The organism is Gluconacetobacter sacchari, from assembly GCF_014174255.1.
Lineage (GTDB): Bacteria > Pseudomonadota > Alphaproteobacteria > Acetobacterales > Acetobacteraceae > Gluconacetobacter > Gluconacetobacter sacchari.
This window is the reverse complement of the sequence record NZ_JABEQJ010000026.1, coordinates 25418-44855: the sequence shown is the minus strand read 5'-3', so window position 1 is coordinate 44855 and position 19438 is coordinate 25418. Positions and strand designations below refer to the sequence as shown.

The following is a 19438-nucleotide window of genomic DNA, read 5'->3' as shown; positions in this document are numbered from 1 at the left end:
TCCTCTGCTCTGGAACGGATCGATACCTATCAGGGCCGGCCTGACGGACGCTGAACCCGCCCGTTCAGGCTGTGTTCAGCTTTCCGGCGCTAGCAACGCCACCTGGACAGGGAGGGTGGACGGTATGCGGATCCTGCTGGTGGAAGACGACGCGGCCCTGTCGGACCGGATCGCCACGGCCCTGCGCGCGGAATATTTCGCCGTGGACAGCGCCGCCGATGGCGAGGACGCGGCGCATCTGGGGTGTACCGAGGCCTATGACGTCGCGGTGCTGGACCTTGGACTGCCCACCCTGGACGGCATCGGCGTGCTGCATGCCTGGCGCAAGGCGCAGCGGCCCCTGCCGGTGCTGATCCTGACGGCGCGGGATGGCTGGTCGGAAAAGGTACGGGGGTTCAAGGCCGGCGCCGACGATTATCTCGTCAAGCCGTTCCGCATGGAAGAGCTGGTGATGCGCCTGCGCGCCCTCGTCCGTCGGGCCGCCGGACATGCCGGCAGCCGGATCGTGTGCGGCGCGCTGATGATGGACGCCCAGACGGGGCAGTTCGAACGCGACGGGATGCCGCTGCGGCTGACCGCGCTCGAATGGCGCGTCCTGTCCTGCCTGATGATGCGGCGGGAAGCGGTCATCGAGCGGCTGGACCTGTTCGAGCGGGTCTATGAAGGGGGCGCGGAGGTCGAATCCAATTCGATCGAGGTCATCATCGGCCGCCTGCGCCGCAAGATCGGTGCCGGGATGATCGAGACGATCCGGGGGCGCGGCTATCGCCTGACGGCGGGCGACGCCTCCTCATGAGGCTGCTGCCGCGCTCGCTGACCGGCCGCCTGCTCGTGACGGCGGGCGGCGCGCTGTTGCTGGGCATTACCGTCTCGGCGTCGGTCATCGCCGGGGTGTTCGGGCATTTCGTGCTCCAGACGCTCGATCTGCGCCTCGACACGGAGATCGCGCTGATCGCGCGCACGCTGGATCGCAATCCCGATCATCCCGCCGCCGCCCTGCATGCGGGGGACCTGCCGCCCTTCGACCAGCCGGGCTCCGGCTGGGTGTGGGAGGCCAGGGGGCCGTTCGGTATCGTCCGGTCGGTCTCGCTGGGCGGCCAGGCGCTGTCGCTGCCGCCCGATCCGCTGTCGGACCGGCTGCGGGACCCGCCGCCGGCCCCGCCGGATATGCCGCGTCCGGGCGCGCCTTTCGGCATCGCGGATGCGCTGCGGCTTCATGGCATGCCGCCGGATCTGCGCCCCATGGACGGGCGGGACGCGCAGGGCCACGCCGTGCATTACCGGGTGGCCGCCTTCGGCCAGGGCGCCGGACAGGTCACGATCGTGACCGCGGCGCCGCGCGAGATCGTGGAGCAGCCCCTGCGCGCCGCGGCGACGCCTCTGGCCGAAAGCGTCCTCGCCATGGGCGGGATCATGCTGGCGGCGCTGGCGGTGCAGATCCGCGTCGGGTTGCGGCCGGTCGTCCGGCTACGCCGCATGGTGGCCGAGGTGAAGGCCGGGCGCCTGCGCCGGATCGCCGTCTCGGAGCCCACCGAACTGGTGCCGCTGGTGGAGGAACTGGACGGGCTGATCGTTGCCAACGAGAACGCGGTCGCGCAGGCGCGAACCCATGTGTCGAACCTGGCCCATGGCCTCAAGACACCGCTGGCATCCCTGAAACTGGACCTGGCGGACGCGCCGGGGGCGGAGGGCGCGCGGCTGCGCCTGCTGGTCGAGACGATGGAACGCCATATCCGCCATCATCTGGGCCGGGCGCGTGCCGGCGGCGGCGTCGCCTCGCCCGCCGTCATTCTGCTGCCCCGTCTCCAGGACCTGGCCGAGGCGCTGGCGCGCATTCATGCCGAGTCCCCATGCCATGCGGACCTCGACGTGCCATCCGACCTGCATGTGCGGTGCGATCCGCAGGATCTCGACGAACTCCTGGGCAATGTACTCGACAATGCCTGGCGGCACGCGGCGGGACGGGTGCGCGTCACGGCCCGGGCCGACGGGAAACGGGTGCGCATCACGATCGAGGACGACGGACGCGGGCTGAGCGACGCCGAAATCGATCTGGTGACGCATGAGGGGCGACGGTTGGACGAGCAATCGGCCGGCACGGGGTTCGGGCTGGCGATTACCCGTGAACTCTGTGCCCTGCATGGCGGCTCGGTGATGCTGGAACGATCGACGCTCGGCGGCCTTTCGGTCACGATCGCATTGCGTGGCGCCTGAACGGACCGCCCGCCATTCCCGCCGGCCTTGGCGCGCGCCGGCCCAGAAACCGATTTTTTCTGTGTGCGTTAACCAATGGATTGAGTCATATCGTCGTGTTTTTCCTTCAGGGAAAGGAGACCGTGCCTTGTCGCTGAGTCCAGTCAAAAAGACACTTGCCGGCATCGTGGCGTTGGGTGTCGTCGCCTACGGCGGGGCGGTCGCCTATCTCGTGCATTTCGACCATGCGGGCGCGCCGCAGATCCCCGCCGGGAGTCCGTCATTGCACGACCCCGTGTCCATGAAGGCCTTCGCGGCCTTTCAGGAGGCGCGCTGCGACTACTGCCATGTGGCCGGCACCGACCTGCCCTTCTACTTCAGCCTGCCGCTCGCCAACCAGATCATGGCCCGCGACCTGACCCAGGGCCAGCGTCACTTCCAGTTCCAGCCCGTCATCGCGGCGTTCCAGGCCGGCAAGCCGCCCTCGGTCGAGCAGCTCTCGCGGATCGAGGAAGTGATCGCGCAGAATCGGATGCCGCCATGGGCCTATCTGGCCCTTCACTGGCACGCCTATCTGGACGCGCGCCAGCGGCGGGACATCCTGGCCTGGATCCAGGACCAGCGGCGCCGATACTACGCCACGCCGGGGGTTGCCCCGCACTTCGCCGGCGAAGTCATCCAGCCCATTCCCGAAAGCGTGCCGGTCGACTGGCGGAAGGCCGAGTTGGGGCGCACGCTGTTCTTCGACACGCGCCTGTCGGGCAACGGCCAGTTGAACTGCGCCAGTTGCCATGGCCTGAACGAAGGCGGGGTCGACCACATGGTGACCGCCACCGGAATCAATGGCCAGAAGGGGCCGATCAATACCCCGACGGTCTATAATGCGGTGTTCAACCTGGCGCAGTTCTGGAATGGCCGCGCCGCCGACCTGGCCGCCCAGGCCGCCGGCCCCGTGACCAACCCCGTCGAAATGGGGTCGCATGACTGGGCGGGCGTGGCTGCCGCCATTGCCGCGGTGCCGGAATACGCGACAGCTTTCGAAAGCCTGTACGGGCCCAACGCGGTGACCGAGCAGACCGTGACCAACGCGATCGCGGAATATGAAAAGACCCTGATCACACCGGATAGCCGCTTCGACCTGTACCTGAAGGGCGACGCAAAGGCGCTGACCGCGCAGGAGCTGCGCGGCTATGAACGTTTCAAGCAGATCGGCTGCTCGGGCTGTCACAGCGGCGTCGCCGTCGGCGGCGACGCGTTCGAAATCCTCGGGCTTGAAGGCCCCTATTTCCAGGACCGCGACAAGCCGCTGACATCGGTCGACATGGGCCGCTTCGCGGTCACCCAATCGAAGGCCGATCTACAGCGCTTCAAGGTTCCGAACCTGCGGAATGTCGCACTGACCGCGCCCTATTTCCATGATGGCAGCGCCAAGACCCTGGAGCAGGCGATCCGGGTCATGGCGCGCTACCAGACACCGGATCGTCATATCGCGGATCGGGACGTGGCCGATATCGCGGCCTTCCTCCAGACCCTGACGGGAAAATTCCAGGGCATGGACCTCAAGGACGTGCCGGCGGAGCCGCCGCTGCGCGCCGCCGGCCAGTAGCAGGCCCTTTCCCCGCCCCCATCATCCTGATAATGGAATGATTTCCGTACAAAAAGTATGCCGAACGCACAGGCTCGCCCGCGCCCGACCTGCTAGGAACGCATGATCAGCCAGAGTGATGGGAAAAAAGCAATCATGGGGCGCTGGCCAGAATTCTCACGATCCGCAAAGCTGAACGGTATCGGCGTTTCAGAGATCATCCGCATCGGCGCGGAAGCCCGAAACCTGGCGGCCTCGCATGACGACGTGATCTCCCTCAGTGCGGGGGAACCCGACTTTCCCACCCCCGACAATGTCAAGCTGGCCGGAATCAACGCCATATCGACCAACCAGACCCGTTACACGGCCCTCGACGGCACCGCCGAACTCAAGGCGGCGATCCGCCGCAAGTTCCGGCGCGAAAACGGCATGGATTATGCCGAGAACGAAATCAGCATCGGCGCCGGCGCAAAGCAGGTCCTCTTCAATATCCTGATGGCCACGCTGAATCCGGGCGACGAAGTGATCGTTCCGTCACCGTGCTGGACAACCTATCTCGACATGATCCGCCTCGCCGGCGGCATGGCGCGCGTGGTCGCGTGTTCGGAGGAAACCGGCTTCCGCCTGTCGCCGGAGCAGCTTGCCGCCGCCCTGACGCCCCGGACGCGCTGGCTGCTGCTCAACTCCCCCTCCAACCCCACGGGCGCGGTCTACCGGGCGGCGCATCTCGCGGCCCTGGGCGAGGTGCTGCGCGCGGCGCCGCATGTCGGCGTCATCTCGGACGATATCTATGAACATGTTCTCTATGACACCGCGCCGTTCGCGACGATGGCGGCGACATGCCCGGACCTGAAACCCCGCGTCGTCACCGTCAACGGCGTGTCGAAAGCCTATTCGATGACCGGCTGGCGGGTGGGCTACGCCGCCGCCGCGCCGGAGATCATCGCCGCCATGGCGGTGGTGCAGAGCCAGAGTTCGTCCAACCCCTGCTCGATCAGCCAGGTCGCCGCGATCGAGGCCCTCGACGGGCCGCAGGACGTCATCGCCAGCCGGCGCGACGCCTTTCGCGGCCGCCGGGACAGGATCGTCGCCGGCCTCAACGCGATCCCGCATGTCCATTGCCTGCTGCCCGACGGGGCGTTCTATGCCTTCGCGGACATGCGCGCCCTGCTTGCCAGGCCGGAATTGAAACGCAGGGATATCGCCGACGATGCCGCGTTGTGCCGGTATTTCCTGCATGAATGCCATGTCGCGATCGTCCCCGGCTTCTGCTTCGGCGGGCCGGGATATCTGCGGCTGTCCTATGCGGCATCCGACAGGATGATCGACGACGCGCTCGACCGCCTGAAGACAGGCGTCAACCGACTACTGGCAGGATAGGACACGGCGGACGATGGCGGACATGATCGCACGGGGCGGGCGGGCCATCTATGGCGTGCCGCTCGGCATCCTGATGCTGGAAGCCCGCTTCCCGCGCATTCCGGGCGACATGGGCAATGCCGAGACCTGGCCGTTTCCGGTCCAGTTCTGCGTCGTGGAGGGCGCCACGCCCGAACGCATCGTCCTTGGCGATCCGCGCGACCGGCTCGACCATTTCATCAGGGCCGGCAGGCGGCTGATCGACCTGGGCGTGTCGGCCATCACCACCAATTGCGGCTTTCTCGCCCTGCTCCAGCCGCGACTGGCCAGCGCCCTCGCCGTTCCGGTCGCGACGTCCGCGCTCATGCAAATTCCGTGGGTCAATGCGACCCTGCCGCCCGGCCGGCGCGCGGGCGTCGTCACGGTCTGCGCGGCGGCATTGACCCCCGCCCATCTCGCGGCCGTCGGGGCGCCGGCGGATACGCCGGTCGCCGGCACCGAGAACGGCGCCGAATTCTTTCGCGTTCTCATCAAGGCCGAGAGCGACAGGATGGATATCGGCCTGGCGGAGCGCGATGTCGTGGAGGCCGCGCGCGCGCTGGTGCGCGACACCCCCGATATCGGTGCGATCGTCCTGGAATGCACCAACATGCCCCCCTATGCGGCGGCCGTCGCCGCCGCGACCGGCCTGCCGGTGTATGATATCTATTCGATGGTGACATGGTTCGTGGCCGGCATCCGGCCACGAACCTTCTCCCGCGCGCATTCGCGCCTGTAACTGTTGGAGGCAGGGGCATGGACCTGGGACTTGAGGGCCGTCGGGCGATCGTATGCGGCGCCAGCCGGGGCATGGGCCGGGCCATCGCCCTGACCCTGGCGGCCGAGGGCGCGGCCGTCACGCTGGTGGCGCGCGACCTGGGCGCGCTGGAGGAAACCGCCGCGCTGGCGCGCGCCCGGACCGGCCGGGAGGCCGTGCCCGTCGCGGCGGACCTGACGCGCGACGAAGACCGCCGGCGCATCTTCGATGCCTGCCCCGCGCCCGATATCCTGGTCAATAACGGTGGCGGCATGCCGCCGGGCGATTTCCGCGACTGGGACCGCGCCCGCTGGATCGCCGGCGTCGACATGATGATGCTGGCCCCGATCGAGATGATCCGGCTGGCGGTCGACGGCATGGGCGCGCGCGGCTTTGGCCGCATCGTCAACATCGTGTCCCGCAGCGTGAAGAACCCACAGGCGGAAATGGCGCTTTCGAACGCCGCGCGGTCGGGCCTGGTCGCCTTCTCGTCCGGCCTGGCCCGGCAACTGGTGGCGCGGAACGTCACGATCAACAATGTCCTGCCCGGCATCATCGATTCGGCGGCGCAACATGCCCATGTCCGCGACCTCGCGCACATGACCGGGCGCAGCTACGACAGCATCTGGGCGGAACGCGCCGCCGGCAACCCCGCGAAACGCTTCGGCGACGTCGAAGAGATCGCGGCGACCGTCGCGTTCTTCTGTTCGCACAAGGCCGGCTTCATCACGGCCCAGAGCCTGCTGGTCGATGGCGGCGACTATCGCGGCCTGTTCTAGACAGGCCTGAAACATTCCAGAATGGAATATATGCGGGAGGCATTTTGCCTTCTCATTCCGGAATAGGAATAATATGTTCCATCGCAGGACAGAGACGATCGCGGGAGGCCGGTTTCCTCCCCTCCTTTTCTCCTGCAACGGATGGAAATGAAACATGATAAAACCATGGATCGGCGCACGGCCCAACGTCTGTGTCGCGCACGCGCATTACGACCTCAAGGGCGAGATGGAACGCCACCCCGATCCGCCGCCCTGCACCCAGGTCACCAATCTCCAGGATCTTGAGGCGGTGATCGGCGAGGCCGACATCCTGGTCGTGTCCATGCTCTGGAAAAACCATGTTCTCGACTGGGCGCCGAAACTCAAGCTTGTGCAGTCGGTCAGCGCCGGCGTCGATCATTACGACCATGCCCTGTTCCGCGCGCGCGGCGTCCATCTGTGCAGCGCCCAGGGCGTGAACGCGAACGCCGTTTCGGATCACGCGCTGGGCCTGCTCCTGACCCTGTCACGCCGGTTGTACGAAGCCCGCGACGACCAGAAGAACGCCTATTGGCGCCCGACCAGCAGCAACCCGAAGGACCGGTTGCAGGAACTGGACAGCAAGACCGTGCTGATCGTCGGTTTCGGCGGGATCGGCGCCCGCGTTGCCCGGCTGTGCGCGGCGTTCGGCATGAACGTCATCGCGATGCGCCGCTCGGTCCCCGCAACGCAGCCCGTGGGCGTGCGGGTCATCTCGAACCGGGATTTCCTGGCCACCCTGCCGCAGGCCGACGTGGTGATCCTGACATGCCCGCTCACGCCCGAGACGGTCGGCCTGATGGGCGCGGATGCCTTCGCCGCCATGCGCCCGGACGCGGTGCTGATCAATGTCGCCCGCGGCAGGGTCGTCGACGAGGACGCCATGATCGCGGCGCTGCGATCCGGACGGATCGCCGGCGCGGCGCTCGATACGTTCGTCGAGGAGCCCCTGCCCGCCACCTCGCCCCTGTGGTCGATGGACAATGTGGTCGTCACGCCCCATGCGGCGGGCGAGACGCAGTTCTACGAGCGCAACGTCGTCGATATCCTGATGACGAACATCGCGGCGCTCGAAGCCGGAACACCGCTGAAGAACCAGATCGTCTGACGGCCGGGAGGGGCTGGACGATTTCGGCTTTACGGTACCGCCCACCCCCCTAAAGTCGATCTGCATCGTAAACGGTTCGCCTGATGGCGGGGAGATCCTGAAGTGACGACACGTCGAGCCTTTGCATCGGTCCTGGCACTGGGCGGCTTCGCGGCCGCGACGTCCCTTCCGGGCCTGCGCCCGGCGCGCGCGCAGGAGGCGGGCGGGGCGATCGAGCGCATCAGGGCCTCGGGCAAGCTCCGCACCGCGGCCATTCCGGGGGCCGAGCCCTTTTTCCACAAGGATCTCCTGGCCGGCGGCTGGACCGGCGCCTGCATCGACATGGTCAGGGACATGGCCTCGGCCCTGGGCGTCACCCCGGAAATCGTGGAAGCCCAGTGGGGCACCTCGGTCATGGACCTCCAGACCGGCAAGATCGACGTCATGTTCGCCCTCAGCCCCACGCCGGCGCGGGCGCTCCAGATCCAGTTCAGCGACATCGCCATCAACAACGCCTTCACCGCGATCGCGAAGCCGGGCCTGTCCGTCACGAAATGGGCAGACCTCGACAAGCCCGAGATCCGCGTCGCATTCGACACCGGCTCGTCGCACGACATCTTCGTCCGGCGCAGCCTGCCCCACTGCACGCCCGTCGCGGTGCAGTCGCCGACCGACGCGATCATGGCGCTCCAGGCCGGCCGCGCGGACTGCGTGGTGCAGGTGGTGGTGATCGCCGCCGTGATGCACGCGCGCAACCCGGCGGTGGGGACTCTGGTCCTGCCGCAGCCCGTGGTGCATCAGCCGACCTGCGTCGGCGTGCCCGTCTCGCCCGACCCGCGTTTCCTCACCTTCGTCAATAACTGGCTGCTCTACAACCGCTCGGGGGGCATCGTGCAGGAGTGGATGTACAAGGCGCTGCGGGCCAGCAATGTCGATCCGGCCTCGCTGCCGCCCGGCCTGGAATTCTGATCCGATGCGGCGCTCCTCATGACCTATAAATGGGATTTCGGTCCGATCCTGCAATACTGGTCGATTTTCCGGATCGGCCTTGAATATACGCTGGGCTTCACCGTCGCCAGCGCGGTCGTCGGCATGGCGGTGGGGCTGCTGCTGACGCTGGCGCGGCGCAGCGGCTGGAAGATCCTCTCCATCCCCGCCGGGGCGGTCGTCGAAATCTTCCGCTGTACGCCGGCGCTGGTGCAACTGGTCTGGTGCTATTACGCGCTGCCGGTCGTGCTGGGGCTCAGCCTGGCGCCCGCCACGGCGGCGCTGCTGGCCCTGTCGCTCTACGGCGCGGCATTCTACAGCGAAATCTTCCGCGCGGGACTGGATTCGATCGATCGCGGCCAGTGGGATGCCGCCGCCGCGCTGGGCATGACCCCCGTCACGATGATGCGCCGGGTCATCGCCCCGCAGGCCCTGCGGCGCATGACCGCCCCGCTGGTCAGCCAGGTGGTGCTGCAACTGAAGAACACGTCGCTGATCTCGGTCGTGACCGTGCCCGACCTGGTCTATCAGGGGCAGATGGTCGCCTCGGCCACCTACAAGCCGCTGGAGGTCTATACCACGATCGCCGTCATCTATTTCCTGATCCTGTTTCCGCTGACGCAGGGCGCGCGCCTGCTGGAGCGCCGCCGCCATGGCTAGGGAACCGCTGATGATCGACATCGTGAACCTCTCGAAGCGTTTCGGCCGGCGCGACGTGCTCCACGACATTTCGCTGGGCGTGCCCAGGGGCCGGGTACTCGCCCTCATCGGCCCCAGCGGATCGGGAAAATCCACCCTGCTGCGCTGCGTCAATCTTCTGGAAACCCCCGATTCCGGCTCGATCACGATCGACGGCAGCACGATGCGCTTCGGCGCCACCGCCTCGCGCCACCGCGCGAAGGCGATGGCCGCGTTTCGTGCCGAGGCCGGGATGGTCTTCCAGTCCTTCAACCTGTTTCCGCACATGACGGTGCTGGAAAACGTGATGTCCGGCCCCCGCTTCGTCCGTGGCCGGTCGCACGACGACGCCGAGCGGATCGCCCGGCCGCTCCTGGAACGCATGGGCATGGACAGCTTCGCCGACGCCCTGCCCGACCGTCTGTCCGGCGGCCAGAAACAGCGGGTGGCGATCGCCCGCTCGCTGGCGATGGAACCGAAGGTCATGCTGTTCGACGAAGCGACATCCGCGCTCGACCCGCAGCGCGTGGCGGAAATCCTGAGCGTGATGCGCGACCTCGCCCAGGCCGGCATGACCCAGATCGTGGTCACGCACGAAATGTCCTACGCGCGCGACGTGGCGGACACCGTCGTCTTCATGGCGGACGGCCATATCGTGGAATCCGGCCCGGCGCGGCAGGTCATCGAAGACCCGCGCGAGGAACGGACCCGGACATTCCTCAGACATTTCCACATGGGAAAGGCGTGATGACAGACAACACGTCCACCCCCGCCGCGCAAGGCATGCCGCTGGCCGTCATCGGGGCGGGGGCCGTGGGCGTGACCACGGCGCTGCACCTGCGCCGCCTGGGGCATGACGTCACCCTCCTGTCCACCGACGCGCCGGGGTCGGAAAACGCCACCAGCTACGGCAATGCCGGATGGCTCAGCCCTGGATCGGTGGTGCCGATCTCGATGCCCGGCATGTGGAAGAAGGTGCCCGGCTACCTGCTGAACGCCCGCGGCCCGCTGCGCCTGCGCCCGGCATCCCTGCCGCATATCTGGCTGTGGCTGCTGCGCTTCGTCGCCTGCGGCGCCACCCCCGCCCGGGCCCGGGCCATCGCCTCCGCCCTGCGGCCGTTCCTGGCCGATGCGCCGGAGCGGCATGCCAGGCTGGCCGCCGAGGCGGGCGTGCCCGACCTGATCCAACGCACGGGGCTGGTGATCGTCTATCCCGACGCGGCGGCATACGAAGCCGACGCCTTCGGCTGGCAGCTCCGGCGCGAGAACGGCGTGCGCTGGCGGACGCTCGACCGCGCGGCGCTCGAAGCCGCCTGCCCCGGCCTGGGGCCGCAATATGGTTTCGGCGCCCTGTTGCCCGACGGCGCCCATTGCGCCGATCCGGGGGGCTATGTCGCCGCCCTGGCCGCCCTTGCGCGCGAGCGGGGCGTCCGCTTCGCCGCCGGCCATGTCGACGGTTTCGTGGTCGAGGCCGGGCAGGTACGCGGCGTCCGGACGGCCGGCGGCGTGGTGGCGTGCGGCGGCGTCGTCATCGCCGCCGGCATGGGCGCGCGGGCACTGGGCGCGACGCTCGGCGATACCATTCCGCTGGTCGGCGAGCGCGGCTATCACGTCCAGCTTCCCGGCGTGACGGACGAGCCGGCCATCCCCGTGATGATGTCCGACCTCAAATTCGGCATCACCCCGATGACGGGCGGCCTGCGCGCCGCCGGACAGGTCGAATTCGCCCCCGATGGCGCGCCCCCCGACTGGAACCGGGCCCGTATCCTTCTCGACTGCCTGCGCGAGGGCCTGCCGATGATGAAGATCGGCGGTTTCGGCACCGTCCGGCACTGGATGGGCAACCGGCCCTCGACCCCGGACTGCCTGCCGGTCATCGGGCCGTCGCCCACGACGCGCGGCGTGTTCTACGCCACGGGCCACGGCCATCTGGGGCTGGTCAGCGCCCCCTGGACGGCGGATCTGATCGGGCGGCTGGTCATCGGCGCCCCCGTCCCCGAAGCCGCCCCCTACGACCCCGCCCGGTTCCTCCGTTTTCGCCTCTGAACGCTCCATGAACGCGATCACGACGGCCATGCCGGTTCACCAAAGTTCTCCCGCCATCGACCGGGGGGCGCTCCTGGCGGTTCTGCTGGCCGTCCTGCTGGCGGTGCTCGACTACGCGGTCGCCAATATCGCCCTGCCGACGATCGGGGCCGACCTGCGCGCCTCCGCGTCCGTCTCGATCTGGGTCGTCAACGCCTACCAGCTCGTCAACTGCATGCTGCTGCTGCCGCTCGCGGCGGTCGCGGAACGGATCGGCGCCAAGAAGGTCTGCCTGGCCGGGCTGGCGGTGCTGATGGGGGGCTCGCTGCTGTGCGCCCTCTCGCACCATATCGTCACCCTCGCCTTCGCGCGGGGCGTGCAGGGCGCGGGCGGCGCCGCGATCATGGCGGTCAACACCGCGCTCGTCCGCATGGTCTGCCCCCCTGCCCGCCTCGGCCACTGCCTCGCGCTCAATTCGCTGACGACGGCGCTCGGCGTGGCCCTCGGCCCCTCCGTCGCGGCGGCGATCCTCTACTGCACCGGTTCGTGGCGCTGGCTGTTCCTGTTCAACCTGCCGGCCGGCGCGCTCGTGTTCGCCCTGTGCAAGGCGCGCCTGCCCGCGACGCCGCCGGTCCGCAGGCTGATCGACCCGCTGTCGATCCTGCTGAACATGGCGGCCTTCTGCCTGGTCCTCACCGGCAGCGACGTCCTGGCCCGCAACGCATTGGCATCGGGCGGCGCCGTGCTCGTCCTGCTCGGCGCCACGGCCGGGGGGCTGCTGCTGGCCCGCCAGAAAGACCATGCCGCGCCGCTGATGCCGGTGGACCTGCTGGCCCGCCCCGCCTTTTCCATCGGGGTCGCGACCTGTTTCCTGGGCTATACGGCCGCGAATTTCTTCATGATCTCGATTCCGTTTTCCCTGACCGGCCTGTTCGGCCGCTCGCCGGTCGCGACCGGGCTGCTGATCACCGCGTGGCCCGCCTCCATGGTGGCCATGGGCCCGCTCGTCGGCCGCCTCTCCGACCGGGTTCCCGCCGGAACGCTGTCGTCGATCGGGCTGGCGATCAACGGTCTCGGCTTCCTGATGATCCGCCTCACGCCGCTGGATGCCGGCGGCTTCGACATCATGTGGCGCTTCGCCCTGGCTGGGCTGGGGTTCGCCATGTTCGTCTCGCCCAACAACCGGGCGATCGTCCTCGCCGCCCCCCACGACCGCAGCGCCAGCGCCAGCGGCATGATCGCGCTCTCGCGCATCATGGGCCAGACCTGCGGCGCCACGCTGGTCGCCATGATCATGGCCCGGGTGGCGGCACGGCCGACGCTGCTCTGCCTGGATTACGCGGTCGCCGTCGCCTGGACGGCGGCCCTGCTCAGCCTCAGCCGCAAGATCACAAGGAGGCCGCCATGCTCCTTCCCCGCCGCCTGATGCCGTCGGTGCCGGAACTCGTCGCGTTCGAGGCCGCGGCCAGGCACCAGAATTTCAGCGCCGCCGCCGAGGAACTCAGCCTGACCCAGGGCGCGATCAGCAAGCAGATCCGCAACATGGAAATGACGCTGGGCGTTTCGCTGTTCGACCGGCGCCGCAAGCGCCTGATCATGACGCGCCAGGCCAAGTCGATCCTGCCGTCCGTCATCTCGATCCTCGAACAGATCGCCGGCACCACCTATCGCGTTCTGTCCTCGGGCGATGGCGAGAACACGCTCAGCCTGCACATGTTCTCCACCTTCTCGTCCCGGTGGCTCATCCCCCGCCTGCCCAGGCTGATGGCGCAATATCCGCAGATCAAGGTCAACATCACCACGGTGTTCGAACCGTTCAGCTTCGATGGATCGGACTGCGACATCGCCGTGCATTACGGCGCGCCCGTCTGGCCGGACGGCCAGCTTCATCACCTGTTCGACGAGACGATCGTGCCGGTGTGCAGCCCCGCCTATCGCGACGCGGCGGAACTCCGCACGTCGGCCGACCTGGCCCGCGCCAGCCTCATCCAGCTCACCACGCGCCCGGCCCTGTGGGATTTCTGGTTCGCGCAGGTCGACGTCTCCGGCGCCGCGTCCTTCAAGGGGCACGTCTTCGACCAGTTCAACGCGACGATCGAGGCGGCGATGGCCGGGATCGGCGTGGCGCTCGTCCCCACGATCTTCGTGGAGCGCGAACTCGCCGAGGGCACGCTGTGCGTGGTCTCGCAGGAAACGATCCGCTCGCGCGGCGCCTACTACGTCGTCACGCCGGTCGAGAAGGCGCACGACCCGGCCATCTCGGCCTTCATCCGCTGGATCTGCGCGGAAAGCGCCGCCTATGGCGGCCTGGGCACCCCGACACCGGGCACACCGCATTTCAACGGCTACGAAGGAACACGAAATTGAGCGACATCCGCGTCGAGATGATCGTCACCGCGCTGGCCGAGACCGCGGCGGACCCGGCCGGCGGGTCATGAAGCATCGGCCTTCGAAGGCGACGCAAGGAGGCCGGGATCGGCGGCGGAGGGAAGCCAGCGGCCGAGCCAGCGGGCCAGCCCCGGGCCGGTAAACAGGACCAGCACGAAACGCACCGTCTGCATCGCCATCACGAACGACATATCCACCCCCGGCGTGGTGGAAGCGATGATGGCGATCGTGTCCTCTCCCCCCGGACTGCACGACAGCCAGGCGGAAAGCGGGTCGGTCTCGCCGCACAGCACCAGCAGCCACGCCACCGCGCCCGACGCGCCGATCACCAGCAGCGTGGACAGCACGACCCAGGGCGAGGCCCGCAGCGCATGCCGCACGATCGCGGGCGTGAAGCGCAGGCCGATCCCCCACCCCAACGCGGTATAGGCCGGCACGCGCACCCAGCCGGGCAGGGCGATGGTCAGCAGCCCCGTATCCTGCAACACCGCGCCGACGACGAGCGGCACCATCAGCACCCCGGCGGGGATACGGACTCTCTGGGCCAGGGCGGTCGACACCACGATGGTCAGCAGCGTGCCCGCGATCGCCCCGGCACTGCCCTCCGCCGGCGCCAGCGTGCCATGCGCCGCTGGGGCCGTCGCGAAAAACCGCGTGACGGCCGCCGCACTCCCCGAGACGAAGATCACGCGCAGATATTGCATGAAGGCGACAAGCCGCATGTCGGCGCCGTAGCTGGCGGACATGATCGTCATCGGCGTCGCCGCTCCGGGCGACGATCCCCACAACGCCGTCGTTCCCGGCAGCACCCCGGTCCGCGCCAGCACGAATCCGGCGGCGGCACTCACCAGCACGATGGAAACGACCCCGGCGAAAAAGACCGGACCCTTGTCGACGATGCTGGCCAGGACCGACAGCGGCAGGCTGGTGGCGATCAGGCACCCCACCACCCCGAGCGCCAGCGGAAAGACCGGACCGGGCAGCCGCAGCCCCTGCCCGGTCACGCCGGCGACGATGCCGCAGATCATGGGCCCGAGCAGCGCCGATGCGGGCAGGCCGATCCGGCGCAGCAGTTCGGCCAGGAGCATCGACCCCGCCAGCAGCACCAGCCAGCGCGGCAACATGGGGTCAGACATGCATCGGCACCGGCTCCGCGCGCGCAAGGGCCATGCGCCGGGCCGGCCTGCGCTCCGCCGCCAGCCAGCCGGCGCCCAGCGTCGCCCCCAGCACCGCCATGGCGACATACAGCCCGCTGGCCATCGCGGACCCGGTCGCCGCGAGCAGCCACGTCACGATCGGCTGCGACGTCCCGCCCACCAGCATGACGGTCATGTTATGCACCGTCGCCAGCACCGTGGTCCGCGATCCCGGCTCGAACACTTCGGCGACGACGGTGCTGTACGACCCCAGGAACAGGCCCGAGAACACCGCCAGTCCGCCCTGCACGATCAGCAGCCGCGCCACCGACGGCCCGGCGACCAGAAAGGCCGAGAGCGGGACGATGGCCACAAGCAGCCCGACCAGGGACGCCAGCAGCACCCGCCGCCCGCCGAACCGGTCGCCCAGGCCCCCCGCCAGCAGGATGAAGGGCACCATCACGATCGCGGCGGCCATGGTGATGAAAAAGACCATGCGGATCGGCAGGTGCAGGGTGTGCGTGGCAAAGGTGATGTTGTAGCCATAAAGGATATAGAGCGTGGCCGACGTGCCGCCGACCAGCCCGGCCACCGACAGCGCCCGCCCCTTCTGCCGCCCCAGGTCGCGCAGGAAACGCGCCGTGCTGCCGCGCAGCGTGTCCCGGGCCGGGCGCGGCGCGGTCTCCCGCCCGCTCCGGCGCAGCACGAGGATCGCCGGCAGGATGACGAGGCCGAACGCGAACGGCAGCCGCCACCCCCAGGCAACCAGCCTCTCCGGGCTCAGCGCGGCCGCCAGCAGGAACCCCACCCCGCCGCCGAGGATCTGGGCGGCAGCCTGCCCGACCATCTGCCACGATCCATAGAAACCCCGCCGGCCCGGCGGTGCCTCCTCGATCAGGAACGAGGTCGAGGTCGCGAATTCGGCGCCTGCGGAAAATCCCTGCAACAGGCGGGCGACGACGACGATCCCGGCCCCCGCCAGCCCGGCCGAGTGCCATCCCGGCGCGCAGGCGATCAGCAGCATCGACACGGCCATGACGCTCATGCCCAGCACCATCGCGCTGCCGGGGCCGTGCCGGTCGGCGAACAGGCCGAGCACCACGCCGCCCAGCGGCCTGGTCACGAAGCCCAGGCCGAACAGGAGGGTCGTGAACAGCACGGCCCGCTGCCCCGCGCCGCCGAAGAAAACGGCGCTGATGACCGGCACGAGATAGGAAAAGACCATGAAATCGTACCATTCGAGGGCATTGCCCGCGATGGAGCCGATCACGGCCCGGCCTCGCCTGCTCGTCATGGCATCGCTCCCCCTAGCCGGCGGGCTGGAGCAGCGTGCCGGCCGGCCGCGATCCGCCCCCGTCCGGCACGAAGCGATCGGGCGAGAACGCCGCGATCGGGCACGCCGCCTCGCGGCCCAGCGCCAGGTCGGCCACGATCCGCCCGGTCAGGGGCGAGAGCGCGAATCCGTGGCCGGAGAAGCCGCACAGATGCACGACCCCCTCCGCCCGCGACGACCGCCCGATCACCGGGATTTCGTCCGGCATGATCGCCTCGATCCCCGCCCAGGCATGCAGGATGTCCACATCCTTCAGGACCGGGAACAGTTCCAGCGCCGTCCGCGCCGACGCCGCCAGCCGCGTGACGTCCAGCGTCGCCAGCCCGGTATCGAGATCCGCGACCCCCTTGGGACCGCCGCCGATCATGACATGGCCCGACGCCACCTGCTTGAACGACAGCGGCCGCCCCGTCGCCAGCGCCACCTGGGTGATGAAGGGCGGCAGCGGCGCGGTGAACATCATCATCAGCGCGTTGAACCCGAGCGGGAAATCATCCCCCACCATGCGGGCGATCCGCCCGCTCCATGCCCCCGCCGCATTGACGATGCGGGGCGCGCGCAGGCGGCTGCCGCCCTCCAGCGTCACGTTCCACCCCCCCTGCACGCGATCCAGCCCGGCAACGCCGGCACCCACGCAGACCGAGACGCCGGCACGGATGCCCGCCCGCAGGAACGCCCGAATCGTCCGCATCGGGTCCGCGAACCCGTCCCTGCGGCACACCAGGCCGCCGACGACATGCGGCGCCACGGCCGGCAGAAGCGCCTTCACCTCCGCCTCGTCCAGCAGCACCTCATGGGTCCAGCCCCGCGCGGCGATCGTCGCCACCCGTTCCCGCAGACTGCGCGTGTCGGCGTCGTTTTCCGCGACCCGCACCTGCGCCGAGGGGACGAAGCCGCCATCGTCGTCCAGCAGCGCCGGAAGGTCGTACCAGAGGTCCAGCGCCGCCAGCGCCAGCGGAATCTCGGGCAGCGCCCGCCCCAGGGTCCGCACGCCCCCGGCCGAAAATCCCGAGGCGTGGCGCCCCGGAGCGCTTCTTTCCACCACCGTCACCCGCAATCCGCCGCGCGCGGCCCAGAATGCGGTCGAGAGCCCCTGAAGCCCGCCGCCGATGACGATCAGGTCCGTCTCCTGGCTCATGCGCCCTCCGGGTCCATCTGGATCGGATATGGGGCCGGCCGTTCCGCCCCGATTGCGGCCAACGCGGCAAGCTTCACCGGCTTGCAGAATGCGACCGGGCCGGTCAGCGCGACCTGCCCCAGCAATTCCCCGTCGCGCGCCCCCGTCTCCGGCTGCTCCAGCAGCATGGCCACCGCCACCGGCTCCAGGCGCATCATGCTTCCGTTCGGCCCGGGCCGTTCCCGCACCGCGACCGGCGGCAGCCCCCGCGCGATCGCGGCCGCGACAAGCGCGACGGCCGCCGCGTCCGGCCGGGCCCGCAGGAAGAAAATCCCCTGCCGGCTGGTCTGGTGGTTCGCATCGGTAGCCGGGCCGGCCTCCTCCATCCGGCAGCCCAGCGCCGCACACAGCAACCTGGCCTCGCCCACCAGAACGAGTTGCGCGAACGGCACCGCCCGGACCTGCCCCGCCGACTGCACCCAGAGCCGCCCCGGCTCGCCATGCCATATCGGCTGCCCGGTGGCGGCCAGATACCGCGCCTGCGGAAAACAGGCCCGGAACGGCGCGATCCCCTCCGGATCGCCCGCGATCACGCACGTCATGCCCGCCGCTCCTCAAGGGCGGGCGCGACCGGATCGCCATAGCGGCTGGCCGGCAGCGGCAGGCACAGATGCTCCCTCAGCGTCATGCCCTCATAGCGCGTGCGGAACAGCCCCCGGCGGCGCAGTTCCGGCAGGATCAGTTCGGTAAATTCCTCCAGGCTGAGCGGCAGCAGCGCCGGGCAGAGATTGAAGCCATCGACCGCCCCGCAGGAGAACCATTCCTCCATCATGTCCACGATGCGCTCCGGCGTGCCGATCAGCACATGCGCGCCGAACCCGGAGGCGATGAGGGAATACAGGTCGCGAATGGTCATGTTCTCGCGATGCGCCTGGTCGACCAGCGCGCGGGCGATACTCCTGACCATCGGGTCCCGCGGCTCCGGCACCGGCCCGTCGAGCGGATAGCCCGACAGGTCGCCCAGTTGCGCGTAGAGATAGGACAGGCCGAGTTCCGGCGGGATCAGCGCGCGCATCGCCTCGTAGCGCGCCCGCGCCTCGGCCTCGGTCCGGCCGACGAACAGGGTGACGCCGGCCAGGATCCGCAGATCCTCGCGGCGACGGCCGTGCCGCTCCAGCGCCACGCGCAGTTTTTCCGAATGGGCCCGCGCCTCGGCCAGCGAGCGCGGCAGGGAATAGATCACCTCCGCGTTGCGCCCGGCCAGTTCGATGCCGGCGTCGCTGGCGCCGGCCTGCACCAGGATCGGCCGCCCCTGCGGGCTGCGCGGCACGTCGAGCGGCCCGCGCACGCGAAAATGCGGGCCGTCATGGTCCAGCACATGCAAACCCGCCGGATCGAGGAAGCGCGCCCGCGCCTTGTCGCCCACCAGCGCGTCCGCGCTCCATGAATCCCACAGCCCCTTGACCACCTCGGCGAATTCCAGCGCCCGGTCATAGCGGGTGTCATGGTCGAGATGCCGGTCCCGCCCGAAATTGCGCGCTTCCGCATCCGACCAGGAGGTCACGATGTTCCACCCGGCGCGGCCGCCGCTGATCCGGTCCAGCGAGGCATATTTCCGCGCGATATGGAACGGCTCGTTATAGGTGGTGGAGGCGGTGGCCACCAGGCCGATCCTCCCGGTCACCGCCGACAGGGCCGACAGCAGCGTCAGCGGCTCGAAATCCGCGACCTGCGAGGACTGGGCGAGCGCGCCGGGCGGCGTGTCGGTCACCCGCACGCCGATCCCGTCGGCAAGGAACAGCATGTCGAAACAGCTTTGCTCGGCCATCCGCGCGACCGTCGCGAAATGGCGGAAGCTCGTACTGCCCCCGGGGTCGGCGTCCGGGTGTCGCCACCCGGCCGCGTGATACCCCAGGTACCGGATCGAAAGACCCATGGACATGGTCTTCTTCGGCGC

The 19438-nt window shown here is 69.1% G+C and carries 18 protein-coding genes; 13 read left to right on the top strand and 5 right to left on the bottom strand.

The genetic code is table 11. The features are described from left to right. Nucleotides 1–124 precede the first annotated feature (124 nt). From HLH48_RS17090 to HLH48_RS17030, 13 genes are all read left to right on the top strand, one after another. A complete protein-coding gene (locus tag HLH48_RS17090; protein ID WP_182998720.1) occupies nt 125–796 on the top strand; it encodes a response regulator in 672 nt (223 codons plus the stop codon). After that, nucleotides 793–2214: a sensor histidine kinase gene (locus HLH48_RS17085; protein ID WP_182998696.1), complete on the top strand. Its 1422-nt coding sequence runs from the start codon at nt 793–795 to the stop codon at nt 2212–2214. The genes HLH48_RS17090 and HLH48_RS17085 overlap by 4 nt, the downstream gene beginning before the upstream one ends. 127 nt (nt 2215–2341) lie before the next feature. After that, on the top strand, nt 2342–3799 hold the full coding sequence (locus HLH48_RS17080) for a cytochrome-c peroxidase (protein ID WP_182998695.1): 1458 nt from the start codon (nt 2342–2344) through the stop codon (nt 3797–3799). A gap of 135 nt (nt 3800–3934) precedes the next feature. After that, the gene (locus HLH48_RS17075) at nt 3935–5158 is read left to right on the top strand and encodes a pyridoxal phosphate-dependent aminotransferase (RefSeq protein ID WP_182998694.1); all 1224 of its coding nucleotides are present in this window, start codon (nt 3935–3937) and stop codon (nt 5156–5158) included. 13 nt (nt 5159–5171) lie between these two features. Beyond that, entirely contained in the window at nt 5172–5915 is a 744-nt protein-coding gene (locus HLH48_RS17070) for an aspartate/glutamate racemase family protein (RefSeq protein WP_182998693.1), read from the top strand. A 17-nt stretch (nt 5916–5932) separates the two neighbouring features. Next, nucleotides 5933–6712, top strand: a complete 780-nt coding sequence (locus HLH48_RS17065) for an SDR family oxidoreductase (protein ID WP_182998692.1) — start codon at nt 5933–5935, stop codon at nt 6710–6712. 154 nt (nt 6713–6866) lie between these two features. Further along, the gene (locus tag HLH48_RS17060; protein ID WP_182998691.1) at nt 6867–7838 is read left to right on the top strand and encodes a D-2-hydroxyacid dehydrogenase; all 972 of its coding nucleotides are present in this window, start codon (nt 6867–6869) and stop codon (nt 7836–7838) included. Between the two features lie 102 nt (nt 7839–7940). Next, complete coding sequence (locus HLH48_RS17055) at nt 7941–8786, top strand: transporter substrate-binding domain-containing protein (RefSeq protein WP_182998690.1); 846 nt, start codon at nt 7941–7943, stop codon at nt 8784–8786. Between the two features lie 18 nt (nt 8787–8804). After that, nucleotides 8805–9464 carry an amino acid ABC transporter permease gene (locus HLH48_RS17050; RefSeq protein ID WP_182998689.1) on the top strand — a complete coding sequence of 220 codons (660 nt, stop codon included), beginning with the start codon at nt 8805–8807 and terminating at the stop codon, nt 9462–9464. Next, nucleotides 9457–10230 (top strand): amino acid ABC transporter ATP-binding protein, encoded by a 774-nt coding sequence (locus HLH48_RS17045; protein ID WP_272502286.1) that lies wholly within the window; start codon nt 9457–9459, stop codon nt 10228–10230. Before HLH48_RS17050 ends, HLH48_RS17045 begins: the two co-directional genes overlap by 8 nt. Then, the gene (locus HLH48_RS17040; RefSeq protein WP_246387428.1) at nt 10230–11528 is read left to right on the top strand and encodes an NAD(P)/FAD-dependent oxidoreductase; all 1299 of its coding nucleotides are present in this window, start codon (nt 10230–10232) and stop codon (nt 11526–11528) included. The genes HLH48_RS17045 and HLH48_RS17040 overlap by 1 nt, the downstream gene beginning before the upstream one ends. A gap of 7 nt (nt 11529–11535) precedes the next feature. Then, nucleotides 11536–12933, top strand: a complete 1398-nt coding sequence (locus HLH48_RS17035; RefSeq protein WP_182998688.1) for an MFS transporter — start codon at nt 11536–11538, stop codon at nt 12931–12933. Next, on the top strand, nt 12912–13874 hold the full coding sequence (locus tag HLH48_RS17030; protein WP_182998687.1) for a LysR substrate-binding domain-containing protein: 963 nt from the start codon (nt 12912–12914) through the stop codon (nt 13872–13874). Before HLH48_RS17035 ends, HLH48_RS17030 begins: the two co-directional genes overlap by 22 nt. A 65-nt stretch (nt 13875–13939) precedes the next feature. On the opposite strand, the gene HLH48_RS17025 is transcribed toward HLH48_RS17030, so the two are convergent. From HLH48_RS17025 to HLH48_RS17005, 5 genes are read right to left on the bottom strand one after another with little or no spacing between them, the layout of a single operon-like run. Continuing rightward, nucleotides 13940–15031 carry an AbrB family transcriptional regulator gene (locus HLH48_RS17025; protein ID WP_182998686.1) on the bottom strand — a complete coding sequence of 364 codons (1092 nt, stop codon included), beginning with the start codon at nt 15029–15031 and terminating at the stop codon, nt 13940–13942. After that, a complete protein-coding gene (locus HLH48_RS17020; protein ID WP_182998685.1) occupies nt 15024–16325 on the bottom strand; it encodes an MFS transporter in 1302 nt (433 codons plus the stop codon). The genes HLH48_RS17025 and HLH48_RS17020 overlap by 8 nt, the downstream gene beginning before the upstream one ends. Nucleotides 16326–16338: 13 nt before the next feature. Then, nucleotides 16339–17502: an NAD(P)/FAD-dependent oxidoreductase gene (locus HLH48_RS17015; RefSeq protein WP_182998684.1), complete on the bottom strand. Its 1164-nt coding sequence runs from the start codon at nt 17500–17502 to the stop codon at nt 16339–16341. Next, nucleotides 17499–18083 (bottom strand): hypothetical protein, encoded by a 585-nt coding sequence (locus tag HLH48_RS17010; protein ID WP_182998683.1) that lies wholly within the window; start codon nt 18081–18083, stop codon nt 17499–17501. Before HLH48_RS17010 ends, HLH48_RS17015 begins: the two co-directional genes overlap by 4 nt. Next, on the bottom strand, nt 18080–19417 hold the full coding sequence (locus tag HLH48_RS17005; protein ID WP_246387427.1) for an LLM class flavin-dependent oxidoreductase: 1338 nt from the start codon (nt 19415–19417) through the stop codon (nt 18080–18082). The genes HLH48_RS17010 and HLH48_RS17005 overlap by 4 nt, the downstream gene beginning before the upstream one ends. Between the last annotated feature and the right edge of the window lie 21 nt (nt 19418–19438).

Coding starts and splice junctions, on each gene's coding strand:
- HLH48_RS17090 (WP_182998720.1), top strand. CDS start 125: ATGCGGATCCTGCTGGTGGAAGACGACGCGGCCCTGTCGGACCGGATC.
- HLH48_RS17085 (WP_182998696.1), top strand. CDS start 793: ATGAGGCTGCTGCCGCGCTCGCTGACCGGCCGCCTGCTCGTGACGGCG.
- HLH48_RS17075 (WP_182998694.1), top strand. CDS start 3,935: ATGGGGCGCTGGCCAGAATTCTCACGATCCGCAAAGCTGAACGGTATC.
- HLH48_RS17070 (WP_182998693.1), top strand. CDS start 5,172: ATGGCGGACATGATCGCACGGGGCGGGCGGGCCATCTATGGCGTGCCG.
- HLH48_RS17065 (WP_182998692.1), top strand. CDS start 5,933: ATGGACCTGGGACTTGAGGGCCGTCGGGCGATCGTATGCGGCGCCAGC.
- HLH48_RS17060 (WP_182998691.1), top strand. CDS start 6,867: ATGATAAAACCATGGATCGGCGCACGGCCCAACGTCTGTGTCGCGCAC.
- HLH48_RS17050 (WP_182998689.1), top strand. CDS start 8,805: ATGACCTATAAATGGGATTTCGGTCCGATCCTGCAATACTGGTCGATT.
- HLH48_RS17045 (WP_272502286.1), top strand. CDS start 9,457: ATGGCTAGGGAACCGCTGATGATCGACATCGTGAACCTCTCGAAGCGT.
- HLH48_RS17040 (WP_246387428.1), top strand. CDS start 10,230: ATGACAGACAACACGTCCACCCCCGCCGCGCAAGGCATGCCGCTGGCC.
- HLH48_RS17035 (WP_182998688.1), top strand. CDS start 11,536: ATGAACGCGATCACGACGGCCATGCCGGTTCACCAAAGTTCTCCCGCC.
- HLH48_RS17030 (WP_182998687.1), top strand. CDS start 12,912: ATGCTCCTTCCCCGCCGCCTGATGCCGTCGGTGCCGGAACTCGTCGCG.
- HLH48_RS17025 (WP_182998686.1), bottom strand. CDS start 15,031: ATGTCTGACCCCATGTTGCCGCGCTGGCTGGTGCTGCTGGCGGGGTCG.
- HLH48_RS17020 (WP_182998685.1), bottom strand. CDS start 16,325: ATGACGAGCAGGCGAGGCCGGGCCGTGATCGGCTCCATCGCGGGCAAT.
- HLH48_RS17015 (WP_182998684.1), bottom strand. CDS start 17,502: ATGAGCCAGGAGACGGACCTGATCGTCATCGGCGGCGGGCTTCAGGGG.
- HLH48_RS17010 (WP_182998683.1), bottom strand. CDS start 18,083: ATGACGTGCGTGATCGCGGGCGATCCGGAGGGGATCGCGCCGTTCCGG.
- HLH48_RS17005 (WP_246387427.1), bottom strand. CDS start 19,417: ATGGGTCTTTCGATCCGGTACCTGGGGTATCACGCGGCCGGGTGGCGA.